Below are 25,234 nucleotides of genomic sequence, written 5' to 3' on the forward strand. Positions count from 1 at the left end.
AGTTGTTCACTGACTACCCAGTCTAGCGAGTGCCATCACTGGAGTGGTCCGGAGAACGGTTGTTTACTGAATGGCATGAGTCACACCTCCGGGATCCGGCAGGCCCAGAAACAGAAAACCCGTCAGGCCCTCCTGGACGCCGCCCTCCAGCTCCTGGAGGACCAGAGCCTGAGCAGCCTCGGCCTGCGTGAGGTGACCCGCGCGGTCGGCGTCGCCCCGGCGGCCTTCTACCGGCACTTCCGCGACACCGCGGACCTCGGCGTCGCCCTCGTCGACGAGGCCCTCGGCAGTCTGCACGGCACGATCCGCACGACCCTCGCGGCGACTGGCGACAGCGACGAACGGATCGCCGCCACCGTCGAGTTGATCGCCGGGCTCGTACGCGAGTACCCCGCCCACGTCCGGTTCATCGCCCGCGAACGGCACGGAGGCGTGGCACCCGTACGCGAGGCGATCGGCGGCCAACTCGACCGGTTCGCACGGGAGGTGGCCGACGAGCTGGCCGGGCACCCCGAGAGCACGGGGTGGGAGCGGGACGACCTGCTCATGCTCGCCGGGCTGTACGTCGACCACATGGTGATGACCGCCTCGGCGTTCCTGGCGACACCGCCCGACGCCTGGGACCGCGTGGCGCGCACCGCGCGGCGGCAACTGCGGCTGGTCAGTCTGGGGCGCCGTCACTGGCTGGACTGACGTCCGCGTACAGGGCGAGCACCCGCGCCGCCCGCCGCGCCAGTTCGGCGCGCACCTCGGGCGGGTCGAGGACCTCCAGGTTCGCCCCGAAGGCCAGCAGCGCGCGGGTGTGCGGCACGTCCGGGAAGGCGAGCCCGACCTGGGCCCACTCCCCCGCCGGCTCCGGTTCCGGCTCGCCCGTCAACAGCCCGCCGTGCAGGCGCATGAAGAGGTCGAGGCGCGACAGGTGGACCCTGGCCCGTACGCGCAGCCCCGCCGGGCGCTCCTCCACCTGTCGGCGCAGCACCTCCCACACGTCCGCGAGCTCCACCCCGGCCCGCCGCCGCACCCGCTGGTCGGTGACCGTCGCGCGCCGGATCCGGTCGGCGCGGTAGAGGCGGGGTGCGCCGCGGTGGTCGGCGACCAGGTACCAGACACCCGCCTTCGCCACGAGCCCGTACGGGTCGACGGTGTACGTCCGCGCCTCCTCCGTACCACTGTGGCGGTACCGCAGCCGCAGCCGCCGGTCCGTGAAGACGGCGTCGTGCAGGGCGTCCAGCTCCACAGCGGGACTCGGCCCGCGCAGCCAGCGGTCCGGGTCGACGAGGATGCGGCGGCTGGTCAACTCGGCGGCCGGGCGGTGCGGTTCCGGGAGCGCGGCCATCACCTTGCGGAGCGCCGAGCCGAGGGCCCGGTCGAGCCCCAGCGCGGCGTGGGTGCCGTGGGCGGCGAGCACGAACAGGGCGCGCGACTCGTCGGCGGTCAGCCCGGTGACGTCCGTCCGGAACCCCGGCAGCAGGGCGATGCCGCCGTGCCGGCCGCGCTCGGCGTAGACGGGCACGCCGGACGCGGAGAGCGCCTCGACGTCCCGGTAGATGGTGCGTACGGAGACGTCGAGGCGCTCGGCGAGCTCGGTGGCGGGGACGAGGCCCCGCGTCTGGAGGAGCAGGAGGATGGAGAGCAGCCGGTCGGACTTCACTCCAGGGACATTAACCCCGTGGTGCGCGCGCGAGTTGACGGGACTGGGCGACCAGACGGTCGGCGCTGTCCCAGACCTCGGCGTCCTCCTCCAGGAAGCCGCCCGCGAGGTTGCGGGTGGTGATGGAGACCCGCAGCGGTCCGGGGGCGGGGCGGCACCGTATGTGGGTGGTGAGCTCGACGGTGGGCGTCCAGCCGGTGAGGCCGAGCTCGAAGGAGGTCGGGGGCAGGGCGTCCACGGTGAGCAAGAGGGACAGCGGGTCGGGCTCGCGGCCGTCGGCCAGGCCGAACCAGCCGCGCATCTCGCCCTTGCCCGACGGGGCGCCGACGGCCCAGCCCAGGGTGGTGGGGTCGAGCTTGATGTCGAGGCGCTCGGTGATGGCGGAGGAGCCGGGGATGGGCGCCGGGCCGTCGGACGGGCCGAGGCAGTGCTCGCGCGGCGGGATGGCGGGCGGCTTGGCCGTCGTCCGTACGTCGTCGGGCAGGGAGTCGAGGTCGCCGTAGGAGGCGAGGACCCGGATGCGCTCGACCTCGGTGCCGTCCTCCGCGTACTGGAAGAGCGAGGCCTGACCGGTGGAGAGCGTGCGGCCGGTGCGCACCGTCTCGGTGCGGATCACGGCGGGGCCCGGCACGGACGGCGTCAGATAGTGCGCCGAGATCGTGAACGGGTCGGGGTGCGGCAGGGCGTCGCCGAGTGCGCGGCCGAGCAGGGCGAGGAGGTAGCCGCCGTTGACGGCCTGGATGATCGTCCAGCCGGCGGAGAGCTCCGCGTCGTAGACGCCGGGCTCCCGGAGGGTCACCGCGGTGTCGCGGTCGAACTCGCTGTCCATGCCCGGCACAGTACAACAGGAAACTACTAAGCGGTAGCTTTCTCTGGGAGCTGCTCCTCGGAGGCGGCGGAGCGGCGGTTCCAGGCCCGGGGCGCCCGCCAGTGGAAGCGCATGGCCAGCAGGCGCAACAGGAACGTGGTCAGGGCGGCGAGGGCGCTGGTGAAAGGGTTCAGCATCTCGAAGCGGATGCAGAGCGCGACCATGGTGGCGCCCACGATGGCCGGCACGGCGTACAGGTCGCGGTCCCAGCGCAGCAGCGACGGCACCTCATTGGCCAGCACGTCGCGCAGTACGCCGCCGCCGACGCCGGTGGCCAGCCCGAGCACGGCGGAGAAGGTGAGGCCGAGGCCGTGCTCGTACGCCTTGGTCGTGCCCGCGACGCAGAAGAGCCCGAGCCCGGCGGCGTCGAAGACGTTCACGGCCGCCTGCGTCCGCTCGACGACCGGGTGGAGGAAGAAGACGAGCACGGTCGCGACGAGGGGCATGAGGAAGTACCCCAGGTCGGTGAACGCGGCGGGCGGTACGGCGCCGATGACCAGGTCCCGGAACAGCCCTCCGCCCAGGGCGGTGACCTCGGCGAGGACGGCGATGCCGAAGACGTCGAAGTTCTTGCGTACGGCGAGCAGGGCGCCCGAGATCGCGAAGACGAAGATGCCCGCGAGGTCGAGCGCGTGTTGCACGGAGGGGGTGAAGAATTCCTGGAGCACCGCCCAATTGTGCCGGTTCCCCCCGGGGGCTCCGCCCCCGCCGGACGGCTACCCCCGCGCGCGTCGCACCGGCCCCGTGGCGGGCGGCCCCGTGGCGGGCCGGCCCCGGGGGGCTCGCGCCGGTGGTGTGGTGGCGGGAGCCAGGGCATCCGGTGGGGAGCACTCGGACTGTCGCTTCGCTCCTTTACGTCCGAGCACCCCCCACACTCCGGCCCCTTCCCCCGCCCATGGGCCGGTGCGCCCCGAAGCCCCCGCCCCGAAACCGGACCGGCGGGGCGGCCCCGAGGGACCATCCCGCTCGGGTCAGAGCTTCTTCGGGGCGTCGTCCTCCGAGGACGGGGCGGAAGTCTCCGGAGACGGCTCCGCCGCCGTGGCGGAGGCGTCCGCGGAAGGCTCCGGCTCCGCCGGCTTCGTCGCCGCCACGATCTCGATCGCCTCGCCCGACGAGGCCAGGGGCGTGTCGCCCGGGGCCTGGTCCGGGGCGTTCTCGGGGTGGTGGCAGGCGACGCGGCGGCCCGGGGCCAGCTCCAGCAGGGGCGGCTCCTGGGTACGGCACACCTGCGTGGCCTTCCAGCAGCGGGTGTGGAAGCGGCACCCGCTCGGCGGGGCGATCGGCGACGGCACGTCGCCCTTCAGCAGGATCCGCTCGCTCTTGGCCCCCCGCCGCCTCGGGTCCGGTACCGGGACCGCCGACATCAGGGCCTTGGTGTACGGGTGCATCGGCGCCTCGTACAGCGACGTGCGGTCCGAGAGCTCGACGATCTTGCCCAGGTACATCACCGCGATCCGGTCCGAGACGTGCCGGATGACCGACAGGTCGTGCGCGATGATCACGTAGGTGAGGCCCAGCTCGTCCTGGAGGTCGTCCAGCAGGTTCACCACCTGCGCCTGGATCGACACGTCCAGCGCCGAGACCGGCTCGTCCGCGACGACGAGCCGCGGCTTCAGCGCCAGGGCGCGCGCGATGCCGATGCGCTGGCGCTGGCCGCCCGAGAACTCGTGCGGGTAGCGGTTGTAGTGCTCGGGGCTCAGCCCGACCCGCTCCAGAAGGCCCTGGACCTCCTTCTTGACCCCGCCCTCCGGCTCGACGCCCTGGAGCCGGAACGGCGCGGAGACGATCGAGCCGATCGTGTGCCGCGGGTTCAGCGAACCGTACGGGTCCTGGAAGATCATCTGGATGTCGCGCCGCAGCGGCCGCATCCCGCCCGTGCTCAGGTGCGTGATGTCGGTGCCGTCGAACTCGACCTTGCCGCCGCTCGGCTCCAGCAGGCGCGTGATCAGCCGGCCCATCGTCGACTTGCCGCAGCCCGACTCGCCGACCACGCCGAGGGTCTCGCCCCGGCGCACCTCGAAGTCGATGCCGTCGACCGCCTTCACGGCGCCGACCTGCCGCTGGAGCAGGCCCTTCTTGATGGGGAAGTGTTTGACCAGGCCCTCGACCTTGAGCAGGGTCTCGGACGAGGCGGAATCCGTCGTGGCTTTGGTGTCGGTCACAGCTTCGGCGCAATCTCTTCGGTCCAGATCCGCGTGCGCTCTTCCTGCTCCATGTGGCAGGCGGAGAAGTGGCCGGAGCCCACTTCACGCAGTTCCGGGCGCTCGGTGCGGGTGATCCCGCCCTTGGGCACATCCGCGTACGGGCAGCGCGGGTTGAAGGCGCAGCCGCTCGGTACGTTGATGAGGGACGGCGGCTGGCCCTTGACCGGGATGAGCCGGTCGGTCTGGTCCCGGTCGATGCGGGGCATCGACCCGAGCAGGCCCCAGGTGTAGGGGTGCTGCGGCTCGTAGAAGATCTTGTCGACCGGGCCGCGCTCCACGCACCGGCCGCCGTACATCACCAGGATGTCGTCGGCGATCTCGGCCACCACGCCCAGGTCGTGCGTGATGATGACGACCGCCGAGCCGAACTCCTTCTGGAGGTCCCGGATCAGGTCGAGGATCTGCGCCTGGACGGTGACGTCCAGCGCGGTCGTCGGCTCGTCGGCGATCAGCAGCTCGGGGTTGTTGACCAGCGCCATGGCGATCATCGCGCGCTGGCGCATACCGCCCGAGAACTCGTGCGGGTAGGAGTCCACGCGCTTGCCGGGCTCGGGGATGCCGACGCGGTCCAGCAGTTCGATGGCGCGGGCGCGGGCGACCTTCTTCGGCACCTTGTTGTGGATGCGGTACGCCTCCACGATCTGGTTGCCGACGGTGTAGTACGGGTGCATCGCGGACAGCGGGTCCTGGAAGATCATCGCCATCTCGCGGCCCCGGAGCCGCCGCACCTCGTCGGGGTCGGCGCTCACCAGCTCCTTGCCGTCGAGCCAGATCTCGCCGCTCACCCGTACGTTCTTGCCGCGCGCGCCGAGCCGGTGCAGGCCCATGATGGCGAGCGAGGTGACGGACTTGCCGGAGCCGGACTCGCCGACGACACCGAGGGTCTTGCCCTTCTCCAACTGGAAGGAGAGCCCGTCGACCGACTTGACCAGGCCGTCGTCGGTCGGGAAGTGCACCTTGAGGTCGCGTACGTCGAGGAAGGCGCGCGGTTCGGAGGTGCCGGGGCGGTCCTCCACCACGGCGCCGGTCTTGGACAGTTCGGTCATGACACCCTCACGCGCGGGTCGACGACGGCGTACAGAAGGTCAACCACGAGGTTGAGGAAGACGACGAAGAACGCCGCGAGCAGTGTGACGCCGAGGATCGGCGGCAGGTCGTTGTCGGTGATCGACTTCACCGCGTACTCGCCGATGCCGTGCAGCGAGTACACCGACTCGGTGATCACCGCGCCGCCGAGGAGCAGGCCGATGTCCATGCCGAAGACGGTGACGATCGGGGTGAGCGCGGCCCGCAGACCGTGCTTGCCGACGACCCGCCGCTCGCGCATGCCCTTGGCGCGGGCGGTGCGGATGAAGTCCTCGCTCATCGCCTCCAGCATCCCGGAGCGGGTGAGGCGGGCGTAGATCGCCGCGTACAGCAGGGCCAGCGAACACCACGGCAGGAAGAGGGTGTTGGCCCACTGCGAGGGGTTCTCGGTGAACGGGACGTACGTCCGGCCGAAGATCTCCAGCTCGTAGCTGAAGAGCAGCAGGAAGAGCTGGGCGGTGAAGAAGATGGGCAGGGAGACGCCGGCGAGCGCGCCGCTCATGGCGGCCCGGTCGAAGAACGAGCCGGGCTTGAGGGCCGAGATGACGCCGACGACGATGCCGGAGACCAGCCACAGCACGGCCGCGCCGATGGCGAGGGAGATGGTGACCGGGAGCCGGTCGACGAGCTGCGGCCAGACCTCCAGGTTGGTCTTGAAGGAGTAGCCGAAGCAGGGCGCGTCGCACTGGACGGTGGTGGGGCCCCGCTCATAGGTGGCGCCGGTGACGATCCCCCTGATGAAGTCCCAGTACTGGACGTAGACCGGTTCATCGAGGCCAAGATTCCGCTTGACCGCCGCGATGTCCGCGGGCGTGGGGTTCTTGCCGATGTACTGCTGGGCCAGTTGATCGGCGGTCTGGCCGGCCAGCTTCGGCAGGATGAAGAAGATGCCGAAGGTGACCGCCGTGACGACCAGCAGCAGGATCACTGCCGCGATCAGCCGGCGGATGATGTACGAGATCACGGGGACCGGCGCCGGTGCCCGCGGGCCGCACCGTGGATGCGGGGGCCCGCGGGCACCAATGCCTTCACCTGCCTTCCGGGGCTACTTCTTCGTGGTGCCGATGTTGAGGTAGTCGTACTGACCGCTCCAGGCCGCCGAGGCGACCATGTTGGTGCCGTGCGGCGAGCGGTAGTTCAGAACCTTGAAGTACGACAGCGGGACGATGGCCGCCTGCTCCATGACCTTCTTGTCGACCTCGACGTACGCCGCGGTGCGCGCGTTCTCGTCGGTGTTGGCGATGGCGTCGTCCAGCAACTTGTTGATCGCCGGGTCGTTCAGCTCCGACAGGTTGGTGTTGCCGGACTGGCCGATGGCCTTGCCGTGCACGATCTGCTGGAGGTAGCCGTAGCCGGTCGGCCAGTCGGCACCCCACTGCATCATGATCAGACCGATGTTCTCCTTCTTGGTGAAGGACGGGACACCGGCGTAGTCGCTGAAGTACTTGCTGCCCGGGTACTGCTTGATCTTGGCGTCGATGCCGACCTTCTTCAGCGACTCGACGACGGCGGTGGCGGCGTCGATCTCGGGCTGGCGCTCACTGCGGGCGGAGATGAAGGTGGAGATCTTCTCCTGGCCGCAGGCCTTCAGGTGCTGCTTGGCCTTGGCGACGTCGCCCTTGTTGCCCTCGGAGGGGTACAGGTCGAACTTCTGGTGACCGGGGAGGTCGTTCGGCATCACGGTGGTGGCGATGTCACCGCGGATCGGGCCACCCATCGCGGTCTGCACGGAGACCTTGTCGATGGCGTACTGCACGGCCTTGCGGCACTCGACGTTGTCGAACGGCTTCACCTTGGTGTTGATCGCCGTGTAGACGAGCCGGCCACCGTAGGTGTTGTCGGTGTTGGCCTTCAGGTCCTCCTTGGCCATGACCTGCGCCTGCGTCTGGGCGTCGACGCCACCGCCCTTGAGGTCGGCGATGATGTCGCCCGACATCAGGTCCTTGTCGATGGTAGCCTGGTTGACCTTGAGGTTCAGGACGATCTTGTCCGGGTACTGCTTGCGCAGCGGGTCGGTCTTGGCGTCCCAGTGCTCGTTGCGGACGAGGACGACCTGCTGGCCGTCCTTGTAGGTCTCGAACTTGTACGAGCCCGAGGAGACGATGGACTTGGTGTAGTCCGTGCCCTTGTCCTTGGCCTTCGGCACCGGGGCGGTCTGCGGGGCGCTGACCAGGTAGTCGAAGTCCGCGAACGGCTTGTTGAGCTTGAAGACGATGGTGTGGTCGTCCGGGGTCTGGATGGACTCCAGGCCCTTGTCGCTCTTGTCCTTGTACGGGCCCTTGTACTTGGCCGGGTCGGCGAGGAGCTGCTGGAAGTAGTTCGGGCCGTTGGACAGCACGTCACGCGCGAAGTTGGAGCGCTCGACGGCGTACTTGACGTCCTTGGCCGTGACCGGCGTGCCGTCGGAGTACTTGACGCCCTTGCGGATCTTGTACGTCCAGGTCTTGCCGCCGTCGCTGGGGGTACCCATGCCCTCGGCGAGGTCGGCGACGAGCTCGTTGCCCTTCTCGCCGGGGCCCGGCTTGAAGGTCGTCAGCGGGCGCGCGTACAGGCGGCTGAAGTTGTAGATGAAGGAGTAGTACGTGTTGCCCGGGTCGAACGACTCGGGGGCGTCGGCCATCGCGTAGGTGACCGTTCCGCCCTTCTTGTCCGAGGCGTTGACGACACCGGTCGTCGCGGCGTTCGCCTTGGCATTGCCCTTGGCGCTCTGGCCGTCGTCCGCCTTGCTGCAGCCCGCGAGAAGCAGGCTGGCACTGCTGACGACCGCGATCGCGGCCACTGCTGACCTTCGCATTTTCGTCGAACTCCCCTTTGTTTTCGGAAACGTGTCGGTACGGTCCCGGTCCGGTGGTGCGGCCGCCGTGGGTGACGTGGCAGACGTCAGCGGCTGCGCGGGTCGAGAGCGTCCCGAAGGCCATCACCGAGCAGGTTGAAGGCCAGTACGGTGATGAAGATCGCGAGGCCGGGGACGAGCATGAACTGCGGATCAACCTGGAAGAAGTTGACCGCCTCCCTCAGCATGCCGCCCCACGAAGCCTGCGGTGGCTGGATTCCGACGCCGAGGAAACTGAGCGACGCCTCGAAGATGATGTTGGTCGGAATGAGCAGTGTCGCGTAGACCGTGATCGGCCCCACGAGGTTCGGCAGCAGCTCGCGGAAGAGGATGTACGGGCCACGGGCCCCCATCCCGCGCGAGGCGTCGATGAACTCGCGTTCCCTCAGGGCGAGGGTCTGGCCGCGCACGATACGTGCCATGTAGGGCCAGTTGAAGAACCCGATGACGAAGATCAGCACGCCGATGTGCAGGGGCAGGCCCTCCAGACCGAAGGCACCGCCCTGAAGGGTCGCCGAGATGGCGATGGCGAACAGCAGCAGCGGGAACGCCAGGAAGGTGTCCATCAGCCGGCTGATGAAGGTGTCCACACGGCCGCCGTAGTACCCGGCGATCAGGCCGAGCACCACGCCGATGACGTTGGACAGGACCGTCGCGCCGAAGGCGACGACCAGCGAGACCCAGGAGCCCTCCAGGATCCGGGCGAGGATGTCGCGGCCGAACTTCGGGTCGACGCCCAGCGGGTGGTCCCAGCTCATCCCGCCGAACCCGCCCTTGGGGAGCGAGGTGTTGGGATCGACCAGGTCCTGCTGGAAGGCGTTCGGGTCCAGACCGAGCAGCGCCTGGAGAGGCCGGGAGAGCATGGCGACCAGGATGAGCAGGATGACGATCACTCCACCGGTCACTGCCATTTTGTCCCGCTTGAAGCGGGTCCAGGCGATCTGACCGAGTGAACGACCCTCGATGTGCTTGGACTTGACGCCTTCAAGTACGGCCTCAGGCGCCGCCTCGGCCTGTGATCCGGTGGTCTCAATGGGTGCGGTCATCGTCCCTCGTGCTCGCCCGTGCCGACGGTCGCCGGCAGTGCTCGACGAACCGCCCGGGTCTGCGGCACGGTCCGTTCAGGGAGTACGCGAATGCGCTGCACGCATGTGCGACGCCCCCTGGTTGGGGGGAGTCTTCAATGGGTTCACGATCACCCGCCAGACCTCACCGGGAATGTTTGCGCAACCGTGATGCGGGTTGTCGGCTTCCGTTATCCGGACGCAGTGATCGCCTCAGCGGACCAACTCGGCCACTATCGAAGCGAAACGGACACCTCCCGCGGTCACTCCGTGGGACGCCCCAGCGGTCCCCCCGCGGTCACCCTCGCGGCGGGTAGCCGTACCCCGTGCCGGGCACGATGGGCGCGGTGGCGTGCGCCTCGCGGTCGTAGAACGGGCGGGCGTTGGCCCGCAGCCACATCGTCACCGGGTCGTACTCGTCGGACATCGCGACCGTCGACACGGGCAGGCCGTCGGGGACGGCGGTGACGGACTGGGCCATCATCGCGCGGACCGCGTCGACGGACGCCTGGCCGGTGTCGTACAGGTCCAGGCCGATGGCGAGGTACGGGGTACCGAGGGCGGGCTGGACCCAGGCGCGGCGCAGCGAGCGGACGGCGGGGGTGCGGTGGGCGTTCTGCGTGAGCAGGGCGTAGAACTGCGGGATCTGGATGGCCGGTTCGGACAGCTTGAGCGGTCCGGCGGGCATCCGGTCCAGGCCGGTGGCGATGCGGCGCAGGTCGGGCCAGGGGATGCCGACGCCGCCGCCCGGGGCGTGCGGATTGAGCCAGATGCCCCAGCGGTCGGGGTAGAGGGCGCGGGCGATGTCCCGGCCGCCGATGACCTCGTGGGCGCGGTTCCAGCCGGAGACCGCGAGCTCCTGGGCGGAGGTGACGCACGGGGCGTAGCCGAGGCCGTCGACCTCCATGTTCCCGTACTGGGCGTCGGGCGAGCCGGCCTGGCCGTGCCAGAGCAGCATCCAGAGCCGTCCTTCGGCGAGGGCGTGCAGGAGCGCCTCGTACGCGTCGTAGCGTCCGGGCGTCACCTGGCTCAGCAGGTGCTCGACCTGCCCGGCCGCCGCTCCGGCCGCCGCGGTGCCTGACGCGCTCACCCTGGGTCCCGCCCCTCTTCCGTCCACCCGACCAGCTTATGCGTGCCCGCGCTGGTAGAAGGGCCGTACCTTCTCCAGCATCCAGTCGCCCACCGGGTCCTGCGCGACGTCGAGCAGGACCATGTTGACCGGCCACGGCACCTGGACGCGGCCCAGCGCCCGGCCGAGGGCGTCCATCGGTACGTTACGGTCGGCGCCCTCCCAGGAGGAGAGCTGGACGCCGATGAAGAGGGTGGGGGCGTCCCCCTCGATGCTGGCGAGGCAGCGGCGGGCGGTCAGGACGGTGGCGGTGGCGTCGAACTCGGCGGCCGCGGCGGACAGGAAGTCGACCGGGTCCTCCTTCCAGTCCGGCTCGAACAGCTTCACCCGGGCACCGCTCGCGGGGCCGTCCAGCGGGGTGCGTCCGGCCCGGCACAGTTCGGCCACGGCGGGCGGCGGCAGCGGGGCGCCGACGGCACCGCCCGGGTTCACGGCGATGCCGAGCTGCGGCGGCAGGCCGCGGGCGAACTCGACGGCCGGGGCGACGGCGTACGCCATGTGGGCGCCGACGCACTGGGTGAACTGCTGCTCGGAGCTGTAGACCGGGACGTACCCCTGTCCATCGATCTCCAGGGTGGGCAGGTCCAGGTTCGGGCTGTCGGGGCCGCCGCCGTTGGGCAGGGGCACCCAGACGTGGCTGCGGCCCAGGACCTCGACGAGGCGGCCTCCGGCCGCGGGGTTGCCGAGGGAGGCGGCGAGCACCTCTTCGAGCTCGTTGCCCGGCCATGCAGTGTCCACTGGTGCTTCCGGTCCTTCCCGCGCGTACGTGCTGTCGCTGCCCGCAGCACCCTAACGCGGGCCCGCCCGTACGGATTCAGCCCGTACGGATCAGTCGAAGGTGATCCGCGTCAGCGCGGACGCCGCCGGCCGGTCCAGCAGGATCGCGGACGCGCACCCGCGCGGCACGACGCCCCGCTCCGCGTCCCGCACCAGCCGGCTCACCGCCCGGCGGTGCCGCCCGAAGGCGTACCCGGACACGCCACGGCCCCGCTCCCGCTGGCCCTCGCGGGCGGTGCCGGGCGTGACGTCCAGCAGGAACAGGTGCAGGGCCGTGCCCCGCCGCGCCGCCTCGCGGGCCAGCCAGCGCCGCACCCAGGCCTGCGTACCGCAGTCGTGGACGACGACGCTCCGCCCGGCGCGCAGCGCCCGCCGCAGCCCCGCGTAGTGCGCGAGCCGGACGAGGGGGCGGTAGACGGCGTACGGCAGGAAACCGGGGACCCGGCGCTCCCAGCGCTCCCGGGCGTCCTGCGAGTCGATGCCGCGCCCCTGGGCCGTCCGGGCGATCAGGGTCGACTTGCCGCTGCCGGGCAGGCCCGAGACGACCACCAGGTCACCGTCCGTGAAGGTCAGCGCCCGGGGCCCGCGCCCGCCCCGGTCCCGCAGGTCGCGCACGACCGGCAGGGCGGGCGCGGCGGCCGCCGCCCGCCCCCGCGCGGGCAGGCCCGGCTGCGCGGGCACTCCCGCGGTCGTCGCGTACGCCCCGGTCCGCTGCAACGTCATCGCTACTCCCCCTGCTAGGGCCCGGCGGGTCCCTGGGTCGGCTTCTGACGACCCTTGCCCAAGAAGTGTAAAGAAAGGGTAATAAGCCACAAGCGATTTGCCGACGAGACCCCGCGTGCAATGATGTGCCCGCCGACGCACCCATGTGCGTACACAACCGCATACCGGCCGCTTGAATCCGCGCGGGAGAGTTCCGGGTCCCGCCCGGGCGCCGAAGGAGCAAGTTCCTCCCTTGAATCTCTCAGGCCCCGTACCGCGTGGATGAGGCAGATCTGAAAAGCGGGCCGCCGTGGCGGCTCCACCCAAGGTGCAAGCCGAAGGCCGTCCCCGTACGGTCACGGTGAACCTCTCAGGTTCCGATGACAGATGGGGAGGATCGTCTTCGAGCCATGCCCTGGGAGCCACATCCATGAGCACTGCCCCCCGCCTGACCGCCCTCGATGCCGTGCATCGTGCGCTGGGCGCCACCATGACCGACTTCGCGGGCTGGGACATGCCGCTGCGGTACGGGAGCGAGCGCGACGAGCACAACGCCGTCCGCACGAAGGCCGGACTCTTCGACCTCTCCCACATGGGTGAGATCACCGTCACAGGTCCGCAGGCCGCGGACTTCCTGAACTTCGCCCTCGTCGGCAACATCGGCAGCGTCGGCACCGGCCGCGCCCGCTACACGATGATCTGCCAGGAGGACGGCGGCATCCTCGACGACCTGATCGTGTACCGGCTCCAGGAGCGGGAGTACATGGTCGTCGCCAACGCCTCCAACGCGCAGATCGTCCTCGACGCGCTGACCGCCCGCGCCGCCGGGTTCGACGCCGAGGTGCGCGACGACCGCGACGCGTACGCGCTGCTCGCCGTCCAGGGCCCCGAGTCCCCCGGCATCCTGAAGTCGCTCACGGACGCCGACCTGGACGGGCTGAAGTACTACGCGGGCCTGCCCGGCACCGTCGCCGGCGTGCCCGCGCTGATCGCCCGCACCGGCTACACCGGGGAGGACGGCTTCGAGCTGTTCGTCGAGCCGCAGCACGCCGAGAAGCTGTGGCAGGCGCTGCTGGAGGCCGGGGCGCCGGTGGGCCTGATCCCCTGCGGGCTCTCCTGCCGCGACACGCTGCGCCTGGAGGCGGGCATGCCGCTGTACGGCCACGAGCTGACCACGTCCCTGACCCCGTTCGACGCGGGCCTGGGCCGGGTGGTCAAGTTCGAGAAGGAGGGCGACTTCGTGGGCCGCGAGGCCCTGGCGGCCGCCGCCGAGCGGGCCCAGATCGCCCCGCCGCGCAAGCTCGTCGGCCTGATCGCCCAGGGCCGCCGCGTCCCGCGCGCCGGCATGTCCGTGGTGGCCGGCGGCCAGGTCGTCGGCGAGGTCACCTCGGGCGCCCCGTCGCCGACGCTGGGCAAGCCGATCGCCATGGCCTACGTGGACGCGGCGCACGCCACGCCGGGTACCGAGGGAGTCGGCGTCGACATCCGCGGTACGCATGAGCCGTATGAGGTCGTCGCGCTGCCGTTCTACAAGCGCCAGAAGTGACCTCCCGCACCACCACCCCGTTCACCACCACTCCCCCGCGTACAGGAGAATTCCCGTCATGAGCAACCCCCAGCAGCTTCGCTACAGCAAGGAGCACGAGTGGCTGTCGGCCGCCGAGGACGGCGTGTCGACGGTCGGCATCACGGAGCACGCGGCGAACGCGCTCGGCGACGTGGTGTACGTCCAGCTCCCGGAGGTCGGTGACACGGTGAGCGCGGGCGAGACCTGCGGCGAGCTGGAGTCGACCAAGTCCGTCAGCGACCTGTACTCCCCGGTGACCGGCGAGGTCGTCGAGGCGAACCAGGACGTCGTCGACGACCCGTCGCTGGTGAACACCGCCCCGTTCGAGGGCGGCTGGCTGTTCAAGGTACGCGTCACGGAGGAGCCGAAGGACCTGCTCTCCGCCGACGAGTACACCGAGTTCTCCGGCAGCTAAGGACCCTCCCCGATGTCGCTTCTGAACACCCCTCTCCACGAGCTGGACCCGGACGTCGCCGCCGCCGTCGACGCCGAGCTCCACCGTCAGCAGTCCACCCTCGAAATGATCGCCTCGGAGAACTTCGCTCCGGTCGCGGTCATGGAGGCCCAGGGCTCCGTCCTGACCAACAAGTACGCCGAGGGCTACCCGGGCCGCCGCTACTACGGCGGCTGCGAGCACGTCGATGTCGTCGAGCAGATCGCCATCGACCGCATCAAGGCCCTCTTCGGCGCCGAGCACGCCAACGTCCAGCCGCACTCGGGTGCCCAGGCCAACGCCGCCGCGATGTTCGCGCTGCTGAAGCCCGGCGACACGATCATGGGTCTGAACCTCGCCCACGGCGGGCACCTGACCCACGGCATGAAGATCAACTTCTCCGGCAAGCTCTACAACGTCGTCGCCTACCACGTCGACGACGCGACCGGTCAGGTCGACATGGCCGAGGTCGAGCGGCTGGCCAAGGAGTCCAAGCCGAAGCTGATCGTCGCCGGCTGGTCCGCCTACCCGCGCCAGCTCGACTTCGCCGCCTTCCGCCGTATCGCGGACGAGGTCGGCGCGTACCTGATGGTCGACATGGCGCACTTCGCGGGCCTGGTCGCCGCCGGTCTGCACCCCAACCCGGTGCCGCACGCCCATGTGGTCACCACCACGACCCACAAGACGCTGGGCGGCCCGCGCGGTGGCGTGATCCTGTCGACGGCCGAGCTCGCCAAGAAGATCAACTCCGCGGTCTTCCCCGGCCAGCAGGGCGGCCCGCTGGAGCACGTGATCGCCGCCAAGGCGGTCTCCTTCAAGGTCGCGGCGAGCGAGGAGTTCAAGGAGCGCCAGCAGCGCACCCTGGACGGCGCCCGCATCCTGGCCGAGCGCCTGGTCAAGGACGACGTCAAGGAGCACGGCGTGTCCGTGCTGTCCGGCGGCACCGACGTGCACCTGGTCCTGGTCGACCTGCGCAACAGCGAGCTGGACGGCCAGCAGGCCGAGGACCGGCTCCACGAGGTCGGCATCACCGTCAACCGCAACGCGATCCCGAACGACCCGCGGCCCCCGATGGTCACCTCCGGCCTGCGGATCGGCACCCCGGCCCTGGCCACGCGTGGCTTCCAGGCCGAGGACTTCACCGAGGTCGCCGACATCATCGCCGAGGCGCTGAAGCCGTCGTACGACGCCGACGCGCTCAAGGCCCGGGTGTCGGCTCTGGCCGCGAAGCACCCGCTTTACCCTGGTCTGTAGTCTCTGCAGGGATTACGGACGTACGCAGGCGTTACGTACGTAACAGACCGACATGCGGGGCACCGCGCACACTGGAGAGTGAGTGCGGTGCCCCGTCCCTTGCCCCGCCCCGCACCACCCGTGCCCCACCCGCGTTGCCCCTGCACCACCCCGGCAGACAGCGACGTCTTCCAACCAAGGAGTTCCCCCGTGGCCATCTCGGTCTTCGACCTGTTCTCGATCGGCATCGGCCCGTCCAGCTCCCACACGGTCGGCCCCATGCGCGCCGCCCGGATGTTCGCCCGCCGGCTGAAGAACGAGGGCCTGCTGGCCCCGACCGCCGCGATACGCGCCGAGCTGTACGGCTCGCTGGGCGCGACCGGCCACGGCCACGGCACGCCCAAGGCCGTCCTCCTGGGCCTGGAGGGCAACTCGCCCCGCACGGTCGACGTCGAGAGCGCCGACGAGCAGGTCGAGCGGATCAAGGCCACCAAGCGGATCAACCTGCTGGGCGCGCACGAGATCGGCTTCGACTTCGACGAGGACCTGGTCCTGCACCGCCGCAAGGCGCTGCCGTACCACGCCAACGGCATGACCCTGTGGGCGTACGACGCCGAGGGCGCCACCCTGCTGGAGAAGACGTACTACTCGGTCGGTGGCGGGTTCGTCGTGGACGAGGACGCGGTGGCGGGCGAGAACCCGATCGTCCCCGACGACACCGTGCTGAAGTACCCCTTCCGCACCGGTGACGAGCTGCTGCGCCTGACCAAGGAGACCGGGCTGTCGATCTCCGCGCTGATGCTGGAGAACGAGAAGGCCTGGCGCACCGAGGAGGAGATCCGCGAGGGCCTCCTCGACATCTGGCGGGTCATGCAGGCCTGCGTGTCGCGCGGCATGTCCCGCGAGGGCATCCTGCCGGGCGGCCTGAAGGTCCGCCGCCGTGCCGCGAACACCGCGCGCAAGCTGCGCTCCGAGGGCGACCCGCTGGCCCTCTCCATGGAGTGGATCACGCTCTACGCGATGGCCGTGAACGAGGAGAACGCCGCGGGCGGCCGCGTCGTCACCGCCCCGACGAACGGCGCCGCCGGCATCATCCCGGCGGTCCTGCACTACTACATGAACTTCGTGCCCGGCGCCGACGAGGAGGGCGTGGTCCGCTTCCTGCTCGCCGCGGGTGCGATCGGCATGCTCTTCAAGGAGAACGCCTCCATCTCCGGCGCCGAGGTCGGCTGCCAGGGCGAGGTCGGCTCGGCCTGCTCGATGGCGGCCGGCGCGCTCGCCGAGGTGCTGGGCGGCAGCCCGGAGCAGGTGGAGAACGCCGCCGAGATCGGCATGGAGCACAACCTGGGCCTGACCTGCGACCCGGTCGGCGGCCTGGTCCAGATCCCGTGCATCGAGCGCAACGGCATGGCGGCGGTCAAGGCGGTCACGGCGGCGCGGATGGCCATGCGCGGCGACGGCAGCCACAAGGTCTCCCTGGACAAGGTCATCAAGACCATGAAGGAGACGGGCGCCGACATGAGCGTGAAGTACAAGGAGACCGCGCGCGGCGGCCTGGCGGTCAACATCATCGAGTGCTGACACGCCGCCGGAACGTTTCCTTCCGGCGTGTCACCCGTGATGGGCTCGGCCCATGACGGAGATCGACAACGCATCGACGATACGGGGCCGGGCCACCCGCCGCACCCTGCTGACCGCCGCTGCGGGCGCCGCCGCGCTCCTGCCGACGGGCGCTTCCGGCGCTTCTGCCGCTCCCCCTCGCGCCGGGGCGCCCCGCGCGGCCGCCTTCGGGCGGCTGCGGGCGCTGGAGCGGCGGCACGGGGCCCGGCTGGGCGCGGTCGCCCGCAACACGGTCACGGGCGCGACGGTGCTGTACCGGGCGGACGAGCGCTTCCCCATGTGCTCGACGTTCAAGACGCTCGCGGCGGCGGCCGTGCTGCGGGACCTCGACCGGCACGGCGAGGTGCTGGCCAAGCGCATCCGCTACACGGCGGCGGACATCGTGGAGAACTCCGACACGTGCGAGCAGCACTTGGCCACGGGCATGACCGTCGCCGAGCTGTGCGACGCCGCCATCCGCTTCAGCGACAACACGGCCGCCAACCTGCTGCTGCGTGAGCTGGGCGGCCCCACCGCCGTCACCCGGTTCTGCCGCTCCCTCGGGGACACCGCGACCCGGCTCGACCGCTGGGAGCCCGAGCTGAACACCGCCGAGCCCTGGCGTATCGAGGACACCACCACGCCCGCCGCCATCGCCGGCACCTACGAGCGGCTGGTCCTCGGTGACGCGCTCAACCGCGGCGACCGGGAGCGGCTGACCGGCTGGCTGCTGGGCAACACCACCAGCACCCACCGGTTCCGCGAGGGGCTGCCGGAGGACTGGCGGCTGGCCGACAAGACGGGCGGCGGCTCGTACGGCACGAACAACGACGTCGGCATCGCCTGGACGCCGGAGGGCACCCCGGTCGTCCTCGCCGTCCTGACCACCAAGCCGGAGCGGGACGCCCCCTCCGACAACCTCCTGGTCGCCCGTGCGGCGACGGTGCTGGCCTCGGCCGTCACCTGAGCACCGCGGAGTGCACGCTGAGCCAGTGGGGGTCGGGCACCACCGTCAGGACCGCCGACACCACGACGACCCCCGCCAGCACCGCCAGCTCGGTGCGGGCGGGGGCCGTCGCGTCCCCGCCCCGGCGCAGCCGCCGGCGGGCGGTCACGGCCAGCGCGCTCGCCACGGCCACCAGCAGCAGCTTGACGATCAGGACCCTGCCGTAGGCCGTCGTGAACACCACCTCGGCCGGGAGGCGGCGCAGCGTCGAGCAGGTGCCGGTGACGGCGAGCGCGGCGTACAGCCAGCCGGCGAGCCGGGCGTACCGCATCAGCACCTCGCGCGCCCCGCCGCCGCGCCGCAGCCGCACCGTCCGCAGCACGTACAGCAGCCCGCCCACCCACAGGGAGGCGGCCGTCAGGTGGACGACCGTGAGGGCGGTGCCCAACTCCGGGGTGTACGGCTCGGGGTGGGCGCGCAGCGCCTCCGCGCCGACGGCGAGCGCCAGCGGGCCGGCCGCCCAGCCCGGGCGCCCCAGCGCCACGCAACCGGCGGCCAGGGCGAAGCCGTTGGCCGTGGCCAGCAGCAGCGCGCCGTCCCGCGTCCCGTACGTGGCGGTGATGTCCAGGTCGCTGACCTCGGCGAGCAGCACGATCTGCCCGGCCGAGGCGGCGGCCCCGCCGAGGGCGGCCCACAGGGCCCAGGGGCGGGGCACGCGTCCCGGTCCGGCCAGCCGGGCACCGGCGAGTTCGCCCACGTGCAGGGCGAGGGCGGCGAAGACGGCGGCGCGCAGCACGGTCGTCGGGCCGGCCGCGGGGATGGGCAGTTCCCCGGTGCCACGCATGGCGATCCCGGCGCCGGACAGCGCCACGGCCACCGCCACGAGCCCGCAGGCGACGAGCGCGGTACGACCACGGCGCCGCCCGGTGGTCCGGGCAGCGCCGTCGGTGTGCGCGGTCACGCCTTGTTGAGGTGCGCCCAGAACTCGTCGAAGGTGAGCTGCCCGTCGCCGTTGCCGTCCTGCGCGTTGATCACGGCCTGGGCGACGGTCTCCGTGACGTTGAAGTCGCCCAACTGCGCCATGACGCTCTTGTACTCGGCGGCCGAGATGAGCCCGTCCCCGTTCACGTCGTACCGCTCGAACGCCTTGCGCGCCGCCTCGATGTCCGCCACTGGTCCACCCCTTCTTGGTGCATAACTGACGCCGGTCAGATTATCGGCAGGGGGTGTGGACGCGGTCCGGGGGCCATGGTCCGCTCAGCGGAAGACGCCGGTGTGGCCGAGCGAGTAACGGCCGGGCTGGGGGTAGACGGCGAGGCCGTGCGGGCCGCCGCCGACCGGGATGCGGGCCAACTGCTTGCCGGTCGTCGTGTCGATCGCGTACACCTCGGAGTCGTACCGCCCCGACAGCCACAGCACCTTGCCGTCGGCGGACACTCCGCCCATGTCGGGTGAACCGCCGTCCGGCAGCCACCACTTCTTGGTCAGTCGGTTCCGGGCGAAGTCGAACACGGAGATGGAGCCCTCGCCCCGGTTGGGGATGTACATCTCCTTGGAGTCGCGCGAGACGTACAGCCCGTGGGCGCCCTTGCCGGTGGGCAGGAGCCTGGGGATGGCGAAGGAGTCGCCGTCCAGCACCCACACGCCGTGCGCCATCATGTCGGCGACGTAGAAGGTCTTCCCGTCGGGCGAGACCTTCACGTCCTGCGGCATGGCGCCCTGGAAGGGCAGTTTCTGCTGGCCGACGACCTTCATCCGCTCGGTGTCGACCTTGAGCAGTTCGCCGGAGAACTCGCAGCTCACGATGAAGTACCGGCCGTCGGCGGAGAAGTCGGCGTGGTTGACGCCGTAGCAGGTGACCGGTTCGGTGTGGCGCCGCTCCATGGTGTGCGGGTCACGGAAGACCAGCTCGCGGTCGAGGGAGGCCATGACGACGGCGTACTTGCCGTTGGGCGTGAAGTACAGGTTGTACGGGTCGTGCACCTCGACGTCCTTGCCACGGGTGCCGGTGGCGGGGTCGATGGGCGTGAGCGTGTGGCCCCGGTTGTTGTTGACCCAGAGCGTCTTGAGGTCCCAGGACGGCACGACATGCTGCGGCTGGACGCCGACCGGGATGGTCTCGATGACCTTGTACGTCTTGGGGTCGATGACCGAGACGGTGTTGGACAGGGTGTTGGGGACGTACACCCGGGACGGGAAGCCCTTGACCACCGGGGAGAGCTTGCCGGGGCGGTCGGCCGCGTAGACGTCCTTGGGGTCGAGGACGGGCGGCATGCCCGGCAGGCCCGCCGGGGCGGCCTTCTTCGGTACGGAGACGGGGACGGCGGCCTGGCTGCCGCGCGCCTCGGGCCGGTCGGCGCCGCTGCCGCAGCCCGGGAGCGCCGCCGCCGTGGCGAGCAGGGCGGCGGCCGCGAGGAGGCTCTTCGATCGCTTCGTCAGGTGCGGCATGGTCACGCGCCCATTAAGGGTGCCGGGCCCCCGGCCGCGCTTCCCCGGCCGGCTCGGCCCGGCCTCCGCCGGTCCCCGTGGACAACGTGACCGGTCGATGAATCACGCACCAGAGCCCATATTTATTCATGGTTTATGAGGCTCGTGGCTCATCTCACCTGCGATTCATTCCTCCGCTGGCCCGATTTGCTGATTCTGTCCCGGTTTGGTCTTTTGGTGGCAAGGCCCCCCGTCTGCCATAGTCGGAGACACACGACCCCCATTGACCCGGGCCAGGTCGTTCCGGCGACCGTGGATACACCCCCCAAGTCCACGGCGCCCCACACGGAAGCCCCCGAGGGCGCCCCATCACGGCGCCAGGGGGCTTCCTTGCGTCGGGCTCGCGCTCAGCGGTCGGAGACCCGCATTTCGAACCAGGTGGTCTTGCCGCGCGGCAGCAGGTCCACGCCCCACCGGTCGGAGAGCTTGTCGACCAGGAAGAGCCCGCGGCCGCTGGTGTCCAGCTCGTGCACCGGCATCAGGCAGGGCAGCCCCCGGGAGGGGTCGCGCACCTCGATCCGGATCCAGCCGCGGCGCCGCAGCATCCGCAGCCCGAAGACCCGGGCGCCGGTGTGCCGGACGGCGTTGCCGACGAGCTCGGAGACCAGCAGGATCGCGTGCTCGGCGATCTGCGGGGTGAGCGCCCACTGCCGGAGCACCACGCACTGGGTGAGCCGGCGGGCGGTCGCGGCGGATTCGGGGCGGGAGGGCAGCCGCACCTCCTCCTCCGTCGGGTTGCCGAACAGTTCCAGCGCCTTGAGCGCCTGTTCGTCATCCGCGGCGGGTACCCACCGCGCGGCGGTAGCGCTGCCGCGCTGCCCCGGTTGCTCTACACCTTCCAGCCCCGCCATGCCCACCATCATGGCCGCCCGGCGGCCTCCGCGTGGCCGTTCCGGTGGAATCGATGCCCCGGAATGAACGGTTCCTGGGGCATCACCCGGCATATGACCCTGGCACCAGGAGGCCGGAAAAGGGCACCTGACCTGCGGCGACGCGACAGACACGAAAGAGTGCCCCGCCCATACGAGCCGAACCGCTTAAGGTCTCTTTAAGGCTGCCCTAAACCACCCGCACGGCTGACAACTCGCCTTTCGTTAGAGGAACTTGGCCTTGCCCGGGCCTTCCTCCACGAAGCTGCGCATCCCGCGCTCCCGGTCCTCGGTGGCGAACAGCCCGGCGAACCAATTGCGTTCCACGGTCAGGCCCGTGTCGATGTCCGTCTCCAGGCCCGCGTCGATGGACTCCTTGGCCGCGCGCAGCGCCAGCGCGGGCCCCTGGGCGAGCTTCGCGGCCCACGCGTGCGCCTGCTCGTACACCTCGGCGGCCGGGACGACCCGGTCGACGAGCCCGATCGCGAGGGCCTCGTCGGCCTTCACGTGACGGCCCGTGAAAATCAGGTCCTTGGCCTTGGACGGGCCGACGAGGCGGGCCAGCCGCTGCGTACCGCCCGCGCCGGGGATGAGGCCGAGCAGGATCTCGGGCTGGCCCAGCTTGGCGTTCTCGCCGGCGATCCGGAAGTCGGCGCACAGCGCCAGCTCGCAGCCGCCTCCCAGCGCGTACCCGGTGACGGCGGCGACGACGGGCTTGGGGATGCGGGCGACGGCGGTGAACGAGTCCTGGAGGGCCTTGGAGCGCAGCACCATGGCCGCGTGGTCCATGGCCTGCATCTCCTTGATGTCCGCGCCGGCCGCGAACACCTTCTCGCCGCCGTACAGCACCACGGCACGGACGTCGTCCCGGCGGGCCGCCTCCTCGGCGAGCTCGCGCAGCCGGTCCTGGGTGGCGATGTCCAGCGCGTTCATCGGCGGGCGGTCCAGGCGGATGGTGCCGACGCCTTCGGAGACTTCGAGAGTGACTGTCATGGAAGGCAGGTTAGTAGGCGTTAACGACAACGGGCCCGGTGCTGTTCCTCACAGCACCGGGCCCGTCCGCCGGGAGCGTTACTTGATCCACTCCGACCAGGCCATGTTCCAGCCGTTCAGACCGTTCTCCGGCTGGATCTGCTTGTCCTTGGAGTTCTTCACGATCACCACGTCACCGATGATCGAGTTGTTGTAGAACCAGGCCGCCGGGGTCGAGCCGTCGTACGCGCCCCGCACGTCCCGCAGGCCCACGCAGCCGTGGCTGACGTTCGCCGAGCCGAAGGTCCCGCTCGACGCCCAGTAGTTGCCGTGCACGAAGGTGCCCGAGGTGGACAGGCGCATCGCGTGCGGCACGTCCTTGATGTCGTACTCGCCGCCGAAGCCCACGGTGGCGCCGTTCATCCGGGTCACCTTGTACTTCTCGCTGATGACCATCTGGCCGTTGTACGTCGTCGTGGACGGCGCGCCCGCGGTGATCGGGATCGTCTTGATCAGCTTCCCGTCACGGACGACCTTCATGGTCTTCTCGCTCGCGTCGACCGTGGAGACCTGGCTGCGGCCGATGGTGAACTTCACCGTCTTGGCCTGCTTGCCGTACACGCCCGGGCGGCCCTCGACGCCGTCCAGGTCGAGCCGCACGGTCACCTTGGTGCCCGCGGCCCAGTACTTCTCGGGACGGAAGTCCAGGCGGTCGTTGCCGAACCAGTGGCCCTCGATGGGCACGGACGGCTCGGCGGTCACCTTGATGGCCTTCTCCACGGCCTCCGGGTTGGTGATGCCACGGGTGAAGTTGATCGACACCGGCATGCCGACACCGACGGTCGAGCCGTCCTCCGGCGTGTAGTGGCCGATGAAGGTGTTCTTCGGTACGAGGGTGGTGAAGGTGGTGTCCTTCGCCGACTCGCGCCCGTCGGCGTCCTTGGCGACCGCGTGCACCTTGTACTTGGTGGCGGCGGCCAGGTGCCGCACCGGCTCCCAACTGGTGCCGTCGGCGGCCGTCTTCCCCTCGACCCGGTTGCCCTTGGAGTCGGTGACGGTGACCGTCGTCAGTTTGCCCTTCTCGGCGGTGACCTTCAGGGCCCCGCTCGTCGCGACCGACGCGGCGCCGTCCTTGGGCGTGATGGTCACGACGGCCTGCGAGGCCGCGTTCTCCACCTTCCCGCCGCCCTTGGCGCCCTTGTCCCCGCCCTTGCCGCCGTCGGCGGAACCGGAACCCCCGCATGCCGTCACCAGCAGCAGCAACGCCCCCAGCACCAGAGCCAGCAGGCCCTTGCCCGCCCCGGCCGATGCACCCGATATCGGCTGCACGTTCACTTTGCTGTTCTCCCCTCGCACGGCCTGGCACCGCCACGGCCCGCACCCCCGCACGCCCCCACTCGCGCGTGCACCGCGATAGATAATCACACCGCGGGCGCCCCCGAGCGCCCGCGCATGTCACCGTTCAGTCCCAAACGACGGACAATGAGGGGCAGCGAGGGTCAATGCAGGGCGGAACCGGCCTTCCACTGGTTCCATTCCATGTTCCAGCCGCCCAAACCGTTATCGGGAGAAACCTTCCGGTCGGTCGAGTTGACCACCTCCACCACGTCCCCGATCAGCGTCCGGTCGAAGAACCAGCCCGCCGGGGATTCCGGGTCGCCGCCCTTCACATCGCGCAGCCCCACGCACCCGTGGCTGACGTTGGCCGAGCCGAAGGTGGACGCCGGCGCCCAGTAGTTGCCGTGCAGGAACGTCCCCGAGTCGGTCAGCCGCATCGCGTGCGGGACGTCCTTGATGTCGTACTCGCCCTTGCCGTCCTTCTTCTTGAAGCCGACCGTGGCGCCGTTCATCCGCGTCACGTCGAACAGCTCGGTCACCACCATCTTCCCGTTGTACGTGGTGGTCTTGGGCGCCCCCGCCGTGATCGGCAGCGTCGTGACGAGCCGGCCGTCGCGCCGCACCTCCATGGTGTGCTCCTCCGCGTCCACCCGGGAGACCTGCGAGCGGCCGACCGTGAAGCCGATCGTCTTGTGCTGGATGCCGTACACCCCCGGCGCCGCTTCCACGTCCCTCAGCCGCAGGTCGACGGTGACCTCGGTGCCGGGCTTCCAGTACGCGCGCGGGCGGAAGTCCAGGCGCTCCTTGCCGAACCAGTGGCCCACCACCTCCACCGGCGGGCGGGAGGTGACGCGGATGGCGCGCTCGACGGCCGCGCGGTTCTCGATCGGCCGGTTGAAGGAGAAGGAGACGATCATTCCGGTGCCGACGGTGGAGCGGTTCTCCGGCTTGAAGTAGCCGATGAACCGGTGTTCGGGCACCGCGGTGGTGAACGTGGTGTGCCGCGCCGAGCGCCGCCCGTGCGCGTCCAGCGCGACCGCGTCCACGCTGTACTTGGCGGCCAGCGCGAGCCGGACGCCCGGCGCCGGGCGCCAGCGCAGCCCGTCCTCCGAGATCGCGCCCGGCACCTGGACCGGCTGCGCGTCCTCGACCTTCACGACCTTGACCCGCTCCAGCCGCCCGCTGGGCACCCGCACCTCCACCCCGCCGTCCGGGGCCACGCCCTTGGCCCCGTCCTCCGGCGTCACCCGGATGGTGTCGTCCGGCGACCGCCCCTTGCCGCCCATGCCGAGGTCCAGGCCGCCGTCACCGGTGCACCCGGCCAGCCCTGCCATCAGCCCTGCACATGTCACGGCAGCGGCCACGCAGAGCCCTGCCCGCTTCAGTACGTGTCTCACGATGCGACCAACGACTGCCACCCTCCAGGGGAAACGTGAGTGCGGGTCATGTTGGGAGCCGGGCAGTCCGGGCAGAACA

At 70.6% G+C, this 25,234-nt stretch carries 24 protein-coding genes and 1 riboswitch; of the genes, 6 read left to right on the forward strand and 18 right to left on the reverse strand.

Going from position 1 to position 25,234, the window contains the following annotated elements; translation table 11 throughout:
• The first annotated feature begins 75 nt into the window (after positions 1–75).
• The gene (locus AB0J57_RS08340) at positions 76–693 is read left to right on the forward strand and encodes a TetR family transcriptional regulator (protein ID WP_366127241.1); all 618 of its coding nucleotides are present in this window, start codon (positions 76–78) and stop codon (positions 691–693) included.
• On the opposite strand, the gene AB0J57_RS08345 is transcribed toward AB0J57_RS08340, so the two are convergent.
• The 11 genes from AB0J57_RS08345 to AB0J57_RS08395 form a co-directional block, all read right to left on the reverse strand.
• Complete coding sequence (locus AB0J57_RS08345) at positions 662–1,651, reverse strand: WYL domain-containing protein (RefSeq protein WP_366127242.1); 990 nt, start codon at positions 1,649–1,651, stop codon at positions 662–664. The two genes, AB0J57_RS08340 and AB0J57_RS08345, sit on opposite strands and share 32 nt — an antisense overlap.
• A gap of 10 nt (positions 1,652–1,661) precedes the next feature.
• On the reverse strand, positions 1,662–2,480 hold the full coding sequence (locus AB0J57_RS08350) for a thioesterase family protein (RefSeq protein WP_366127243.1): 819 nt from the start codon (positions 2,478–2,480) through the stop codon (positions 1,662–1,664).
• Between the two features lie 26 nt (positions 2,481–2,506).
• Positions 2,507–3,187: a trimeric intracellular cation channel family protein gene (locus AB0J57_RS08355; protein ID WP_366127244.1), complete on the reverse strand. Its 681-nt coding sequence runs from the start codon at positions 3,185–3,187 to the stop codon at positions 2,507–2,509.
• A 303-nt stretch (positions 3,188–3,490) separates the two neighbouring features.
• Complete coding sequence (locus tag AB0J57_RS08360; protein ID WP_366127245.1) at positions 3,491–4,681, reverse strand: dipeptide ABC transporter ATP-binding protein; 1,191 nt, start codon at positions 4,679–4,681, stop codon at positions 3,491–3,493.
• Positions 4,678–5,769: an ABC transporter ATP-binding protein gene (locus AB0J57_RS08365; protein WP_366127246.1), complete on the reverse strand. Its 1,092-nt coding sequence runs from the start codon at positions 5,767–5,769 to the stop codon at positions 4,678–4,680. The genes AB0J57_RS08360 and AB0J57_RS08365 overlap by 4 nt, the downstream gene beginning before the upstream one ends.
• The gene (locus AB0J57_RS08370; protein WP_366127247.1) at positions 5,766–6,773 is read right to left on the reverse strand and encodes an ABC transporter permease; all 1,008 of its coding nucleotides are present in this window, start codon (positions 6,771–6,773) and stop codon (positions 5,766–5,768) included. The genes AB0J57_RS08365 and AB0J57_RS08370 overlap by 4 nt, the downstream gene beginning before the upstream one ends.
• Before the next feature lie 81 nt (positions 6,774–6,854).
• Positions 6,855–8,603 carry an ABC transporter substrate-binding protein gene (locus AB0J57_RS08375; protein ID WP_366127248.1) on the reverse strand — a complete coding sequence of 583 codons (1,749 nt, stop codon included), beginning with the start codon at positions 8,601–8,603 and terminating at the stop codon, positions 6,855–6,857.
• Positions 8,604–8,689: 86 nt separating this feature from the next.
• On the reverse strand, positions 8,690–9,688 hold the full coding sequence (locus tag AB0J57_RS08380; protein WP_366127249.1) for an ABC transporter permease: 999 nt from the start codon (positions 9,686–9,688) through the stop codon (positions 8,690–8,692).
• Between the two features lie 316 nt (positions 9,689–10,004).
• Positions 10,005–10,796, reverse strand: a complete 792-nt coding sequence (locus AB0J57_RS08385; RefSeq protein WP_366127250.1) for an enhanced serine sensitivity protein SseB C-terminal domain-containing protein — start codon at positions 10,794–10,796, stop codon at positions 10,005–10,007.
• Between the two features lie 36 nt (positions 10,797–10,832).
• Positions 10,833–11,573: an enhanced serine sensitivity protein SseB gene (locus AB0J57_RS08390; protein WP_366127251.1), complete on the reverse strand. Its 741-nt coding sequence runs from the start codon at positions 11,571–11,573 to the stop codon at positions 10,833–10,835.
• A gap of 90 nt (positions 11,574–11,663) precedes the next feature.
• Positions 11,664–12,335 (reverse strand): AAA family ATPase, encoded by a 672-nt coding sequence (locus AB0J57_RS08395; protein WP_366127252.1) that lies wholly within the window; start codon positions 12,333–12,335, stop codon positions 11,664–11,666.
• A 173-nt stretch (positions 12,336–12,508) separates the two neighbouring features.
• Positions 12,509–12,601: riboswitch (glycine riboswitch) on the forward strand.
• A gap of 143 nt (positions 12,602–12,744) precedes the next feature.
• Here AB0J57_RS08395 and gcvT point away from each other — a divergent pair.
• The 5 genes from gcvT to bla all read left to right on the forward strand — a co-directional run bounded on the left by gcvT (position 12,745) and on the right by bla (position 18,113).
• Complete coding sequence (gene gcvT / locus AB0J57_RS08400) at positions 12,745–13,860, forward strand: glycine cleavage system aminomethyltransferase GcvT (RefSeq protein ID WP_366127253.1); 1,116 nt, start codon at positions 12,745–12,747, stop codon at positions 13,858–13,860.
• A gap of 58 nt (positions 13,861–13,918) precedes the next feature.
• Positions 13,919–14,296 (forward strand): glycine cleavage system protein GcvH, encoded by a 378-nt coding sequence (gene gcvH, locus AB0J57_RS08405; RefSeq protein WP_366127254.1) that lies wholly within the window; start codon positions 13,919–13,921, stop codon positions 14,294–14,296.
• A 12-nt stretch (positions 14,297–14,308) separates the two neighbouring features.
• Complete coding sequence (gene glyA, locus AB0J57_RS08410) at positions 14,309–15,568, forward strand: serine hydroxymethyltransferase (RefSeq protein ID WP_366127255.1); 1,260 nt, start codon at positions 14,309–14,311, stop codon at positions 15,566–15,568.
• A 189-nt stretch (positions 15,569–15,757) separates the two neighbouring features.
• Positions 15,758–17,128, forward strand: a complete 1,371-nt coding sequence (locus AB0J57_RS08415; RefSeq protein ID WP_366127256.1) for an L-serine ammonia-lyase — start codon at positions 15,758–15,760, stop codon at positions 17,126–17,128.
• Between the two features lie 52 nt (positions 17,129–17,180).
• Positions 17,181–18,113 (forward strand): class A beta-lactamase, encoded by a 933-nt coding sequence (gene bla / locus AB0J57_RS08420; RefSeq protein ID WP_366127257.1) that lies wholly within the window; start codon positions 17,181–17,183, stop codon positions 18,111–18,113.
• On the opposite strand, the gene AB0J57_RS08425 is transcribed toward bla, so the two are convergent.
• The 7 genes from AB0J57_RS08425 to AB0J57_RS08455 form a co-directional block, all read right to left on the reverse strand.
• On the reverse strand, positions 18,106–19,053 hold the full coding sequence (locus AB0J57_RS08425; protein WP_366127258.1) for a CopD family protein: 948 nt from the start codon (positions 19,051–19,053) through the stop codon (positions 18,106–18,108). The two genes, bla and AB0J57_RS08425, sit on opposite strands and share 8 nt — an antisense overlap.
• Complete coding sequence (locus tag AB0J57_RS08430) at positions 19,050–19,265, reverse strand: EF-hand domain-containing protein (protein ID WP_073754467.1); 216 nt, start codon at positions 19,263–19,265, stop codon at positions 19,050–19,052. Before AB0J57_RS08430 ends, AB0J57_RS08425 begins: the two co-directional genes overlap by 4 nt.
• 84 nt (positions 19,266–19,349) lie before the next feature.
• On the reverse strand, positions 19,350–20,540 hold the full coding sequence (locus AB0J57_RS08435) for a hypothetical protein (RefSeq protein ID WP_366127814.1): 1,191 nt from the start codon (positions 20,538–20,540) through the stop codon (positions 19,350–19,352).
• Between the two features lie 386 nt (positions 20,541–20,926).
• Entirely contained in the window at positions 20,927–21,442 is a 516-nt protein-coding gene (locus AB0J57_RS08440) for an ATP-binding protein (RefSeq protein WP_366127259.1), read from the reverse strand.
• A 231-nt stretch (positions 21,443–21,673) separates the two neighbouring features.
• Positions 21,674–22,441: an enoyl-CoA hydratase-related protein gene (locus AB0J57_RS08445; protein ID WP_084905648.1), complete on the reverse strand. Its 768-nt coding sequence runs from the start codon at positions 22,439–22,441 to the stop codon at positions 21,674–21,676.
• 78 nt (positions 22,442–22,519) lie between these two features.
• A complete protein-coding gene (locus AB0J57_RS08450) occupies positions 22,520–23,755 on the reverse strand; it encodes an Ig-like domain-containing protein (RefSeq protein WP_366127260.1) in 1,236 nt (411 codons plus the stop codon).
• A gap of 164 nt (positions 23,756–23,919) precedes the next feature.
• Positions 23,920–25,155, reverse strand: coding sequence for an Ig-like domain-containing protein (locus AB0J57_RS08455; protein WP_366127261.1), 1,236 nt, complete (start codon positions 25,153–25,155; stop codon positions 23,920–23,922).
• Positions 25,156–25,234: the final 79 nt, after the last annotated feature.

Source organism: Streptomyces sp. NPDC049837 (assembly GCF_040674455.1).
GTDB lineage: Bacteria > Actinomycetota > Actinomycetes > Streptomycetales > Streptomycetaceae > Streptomyces.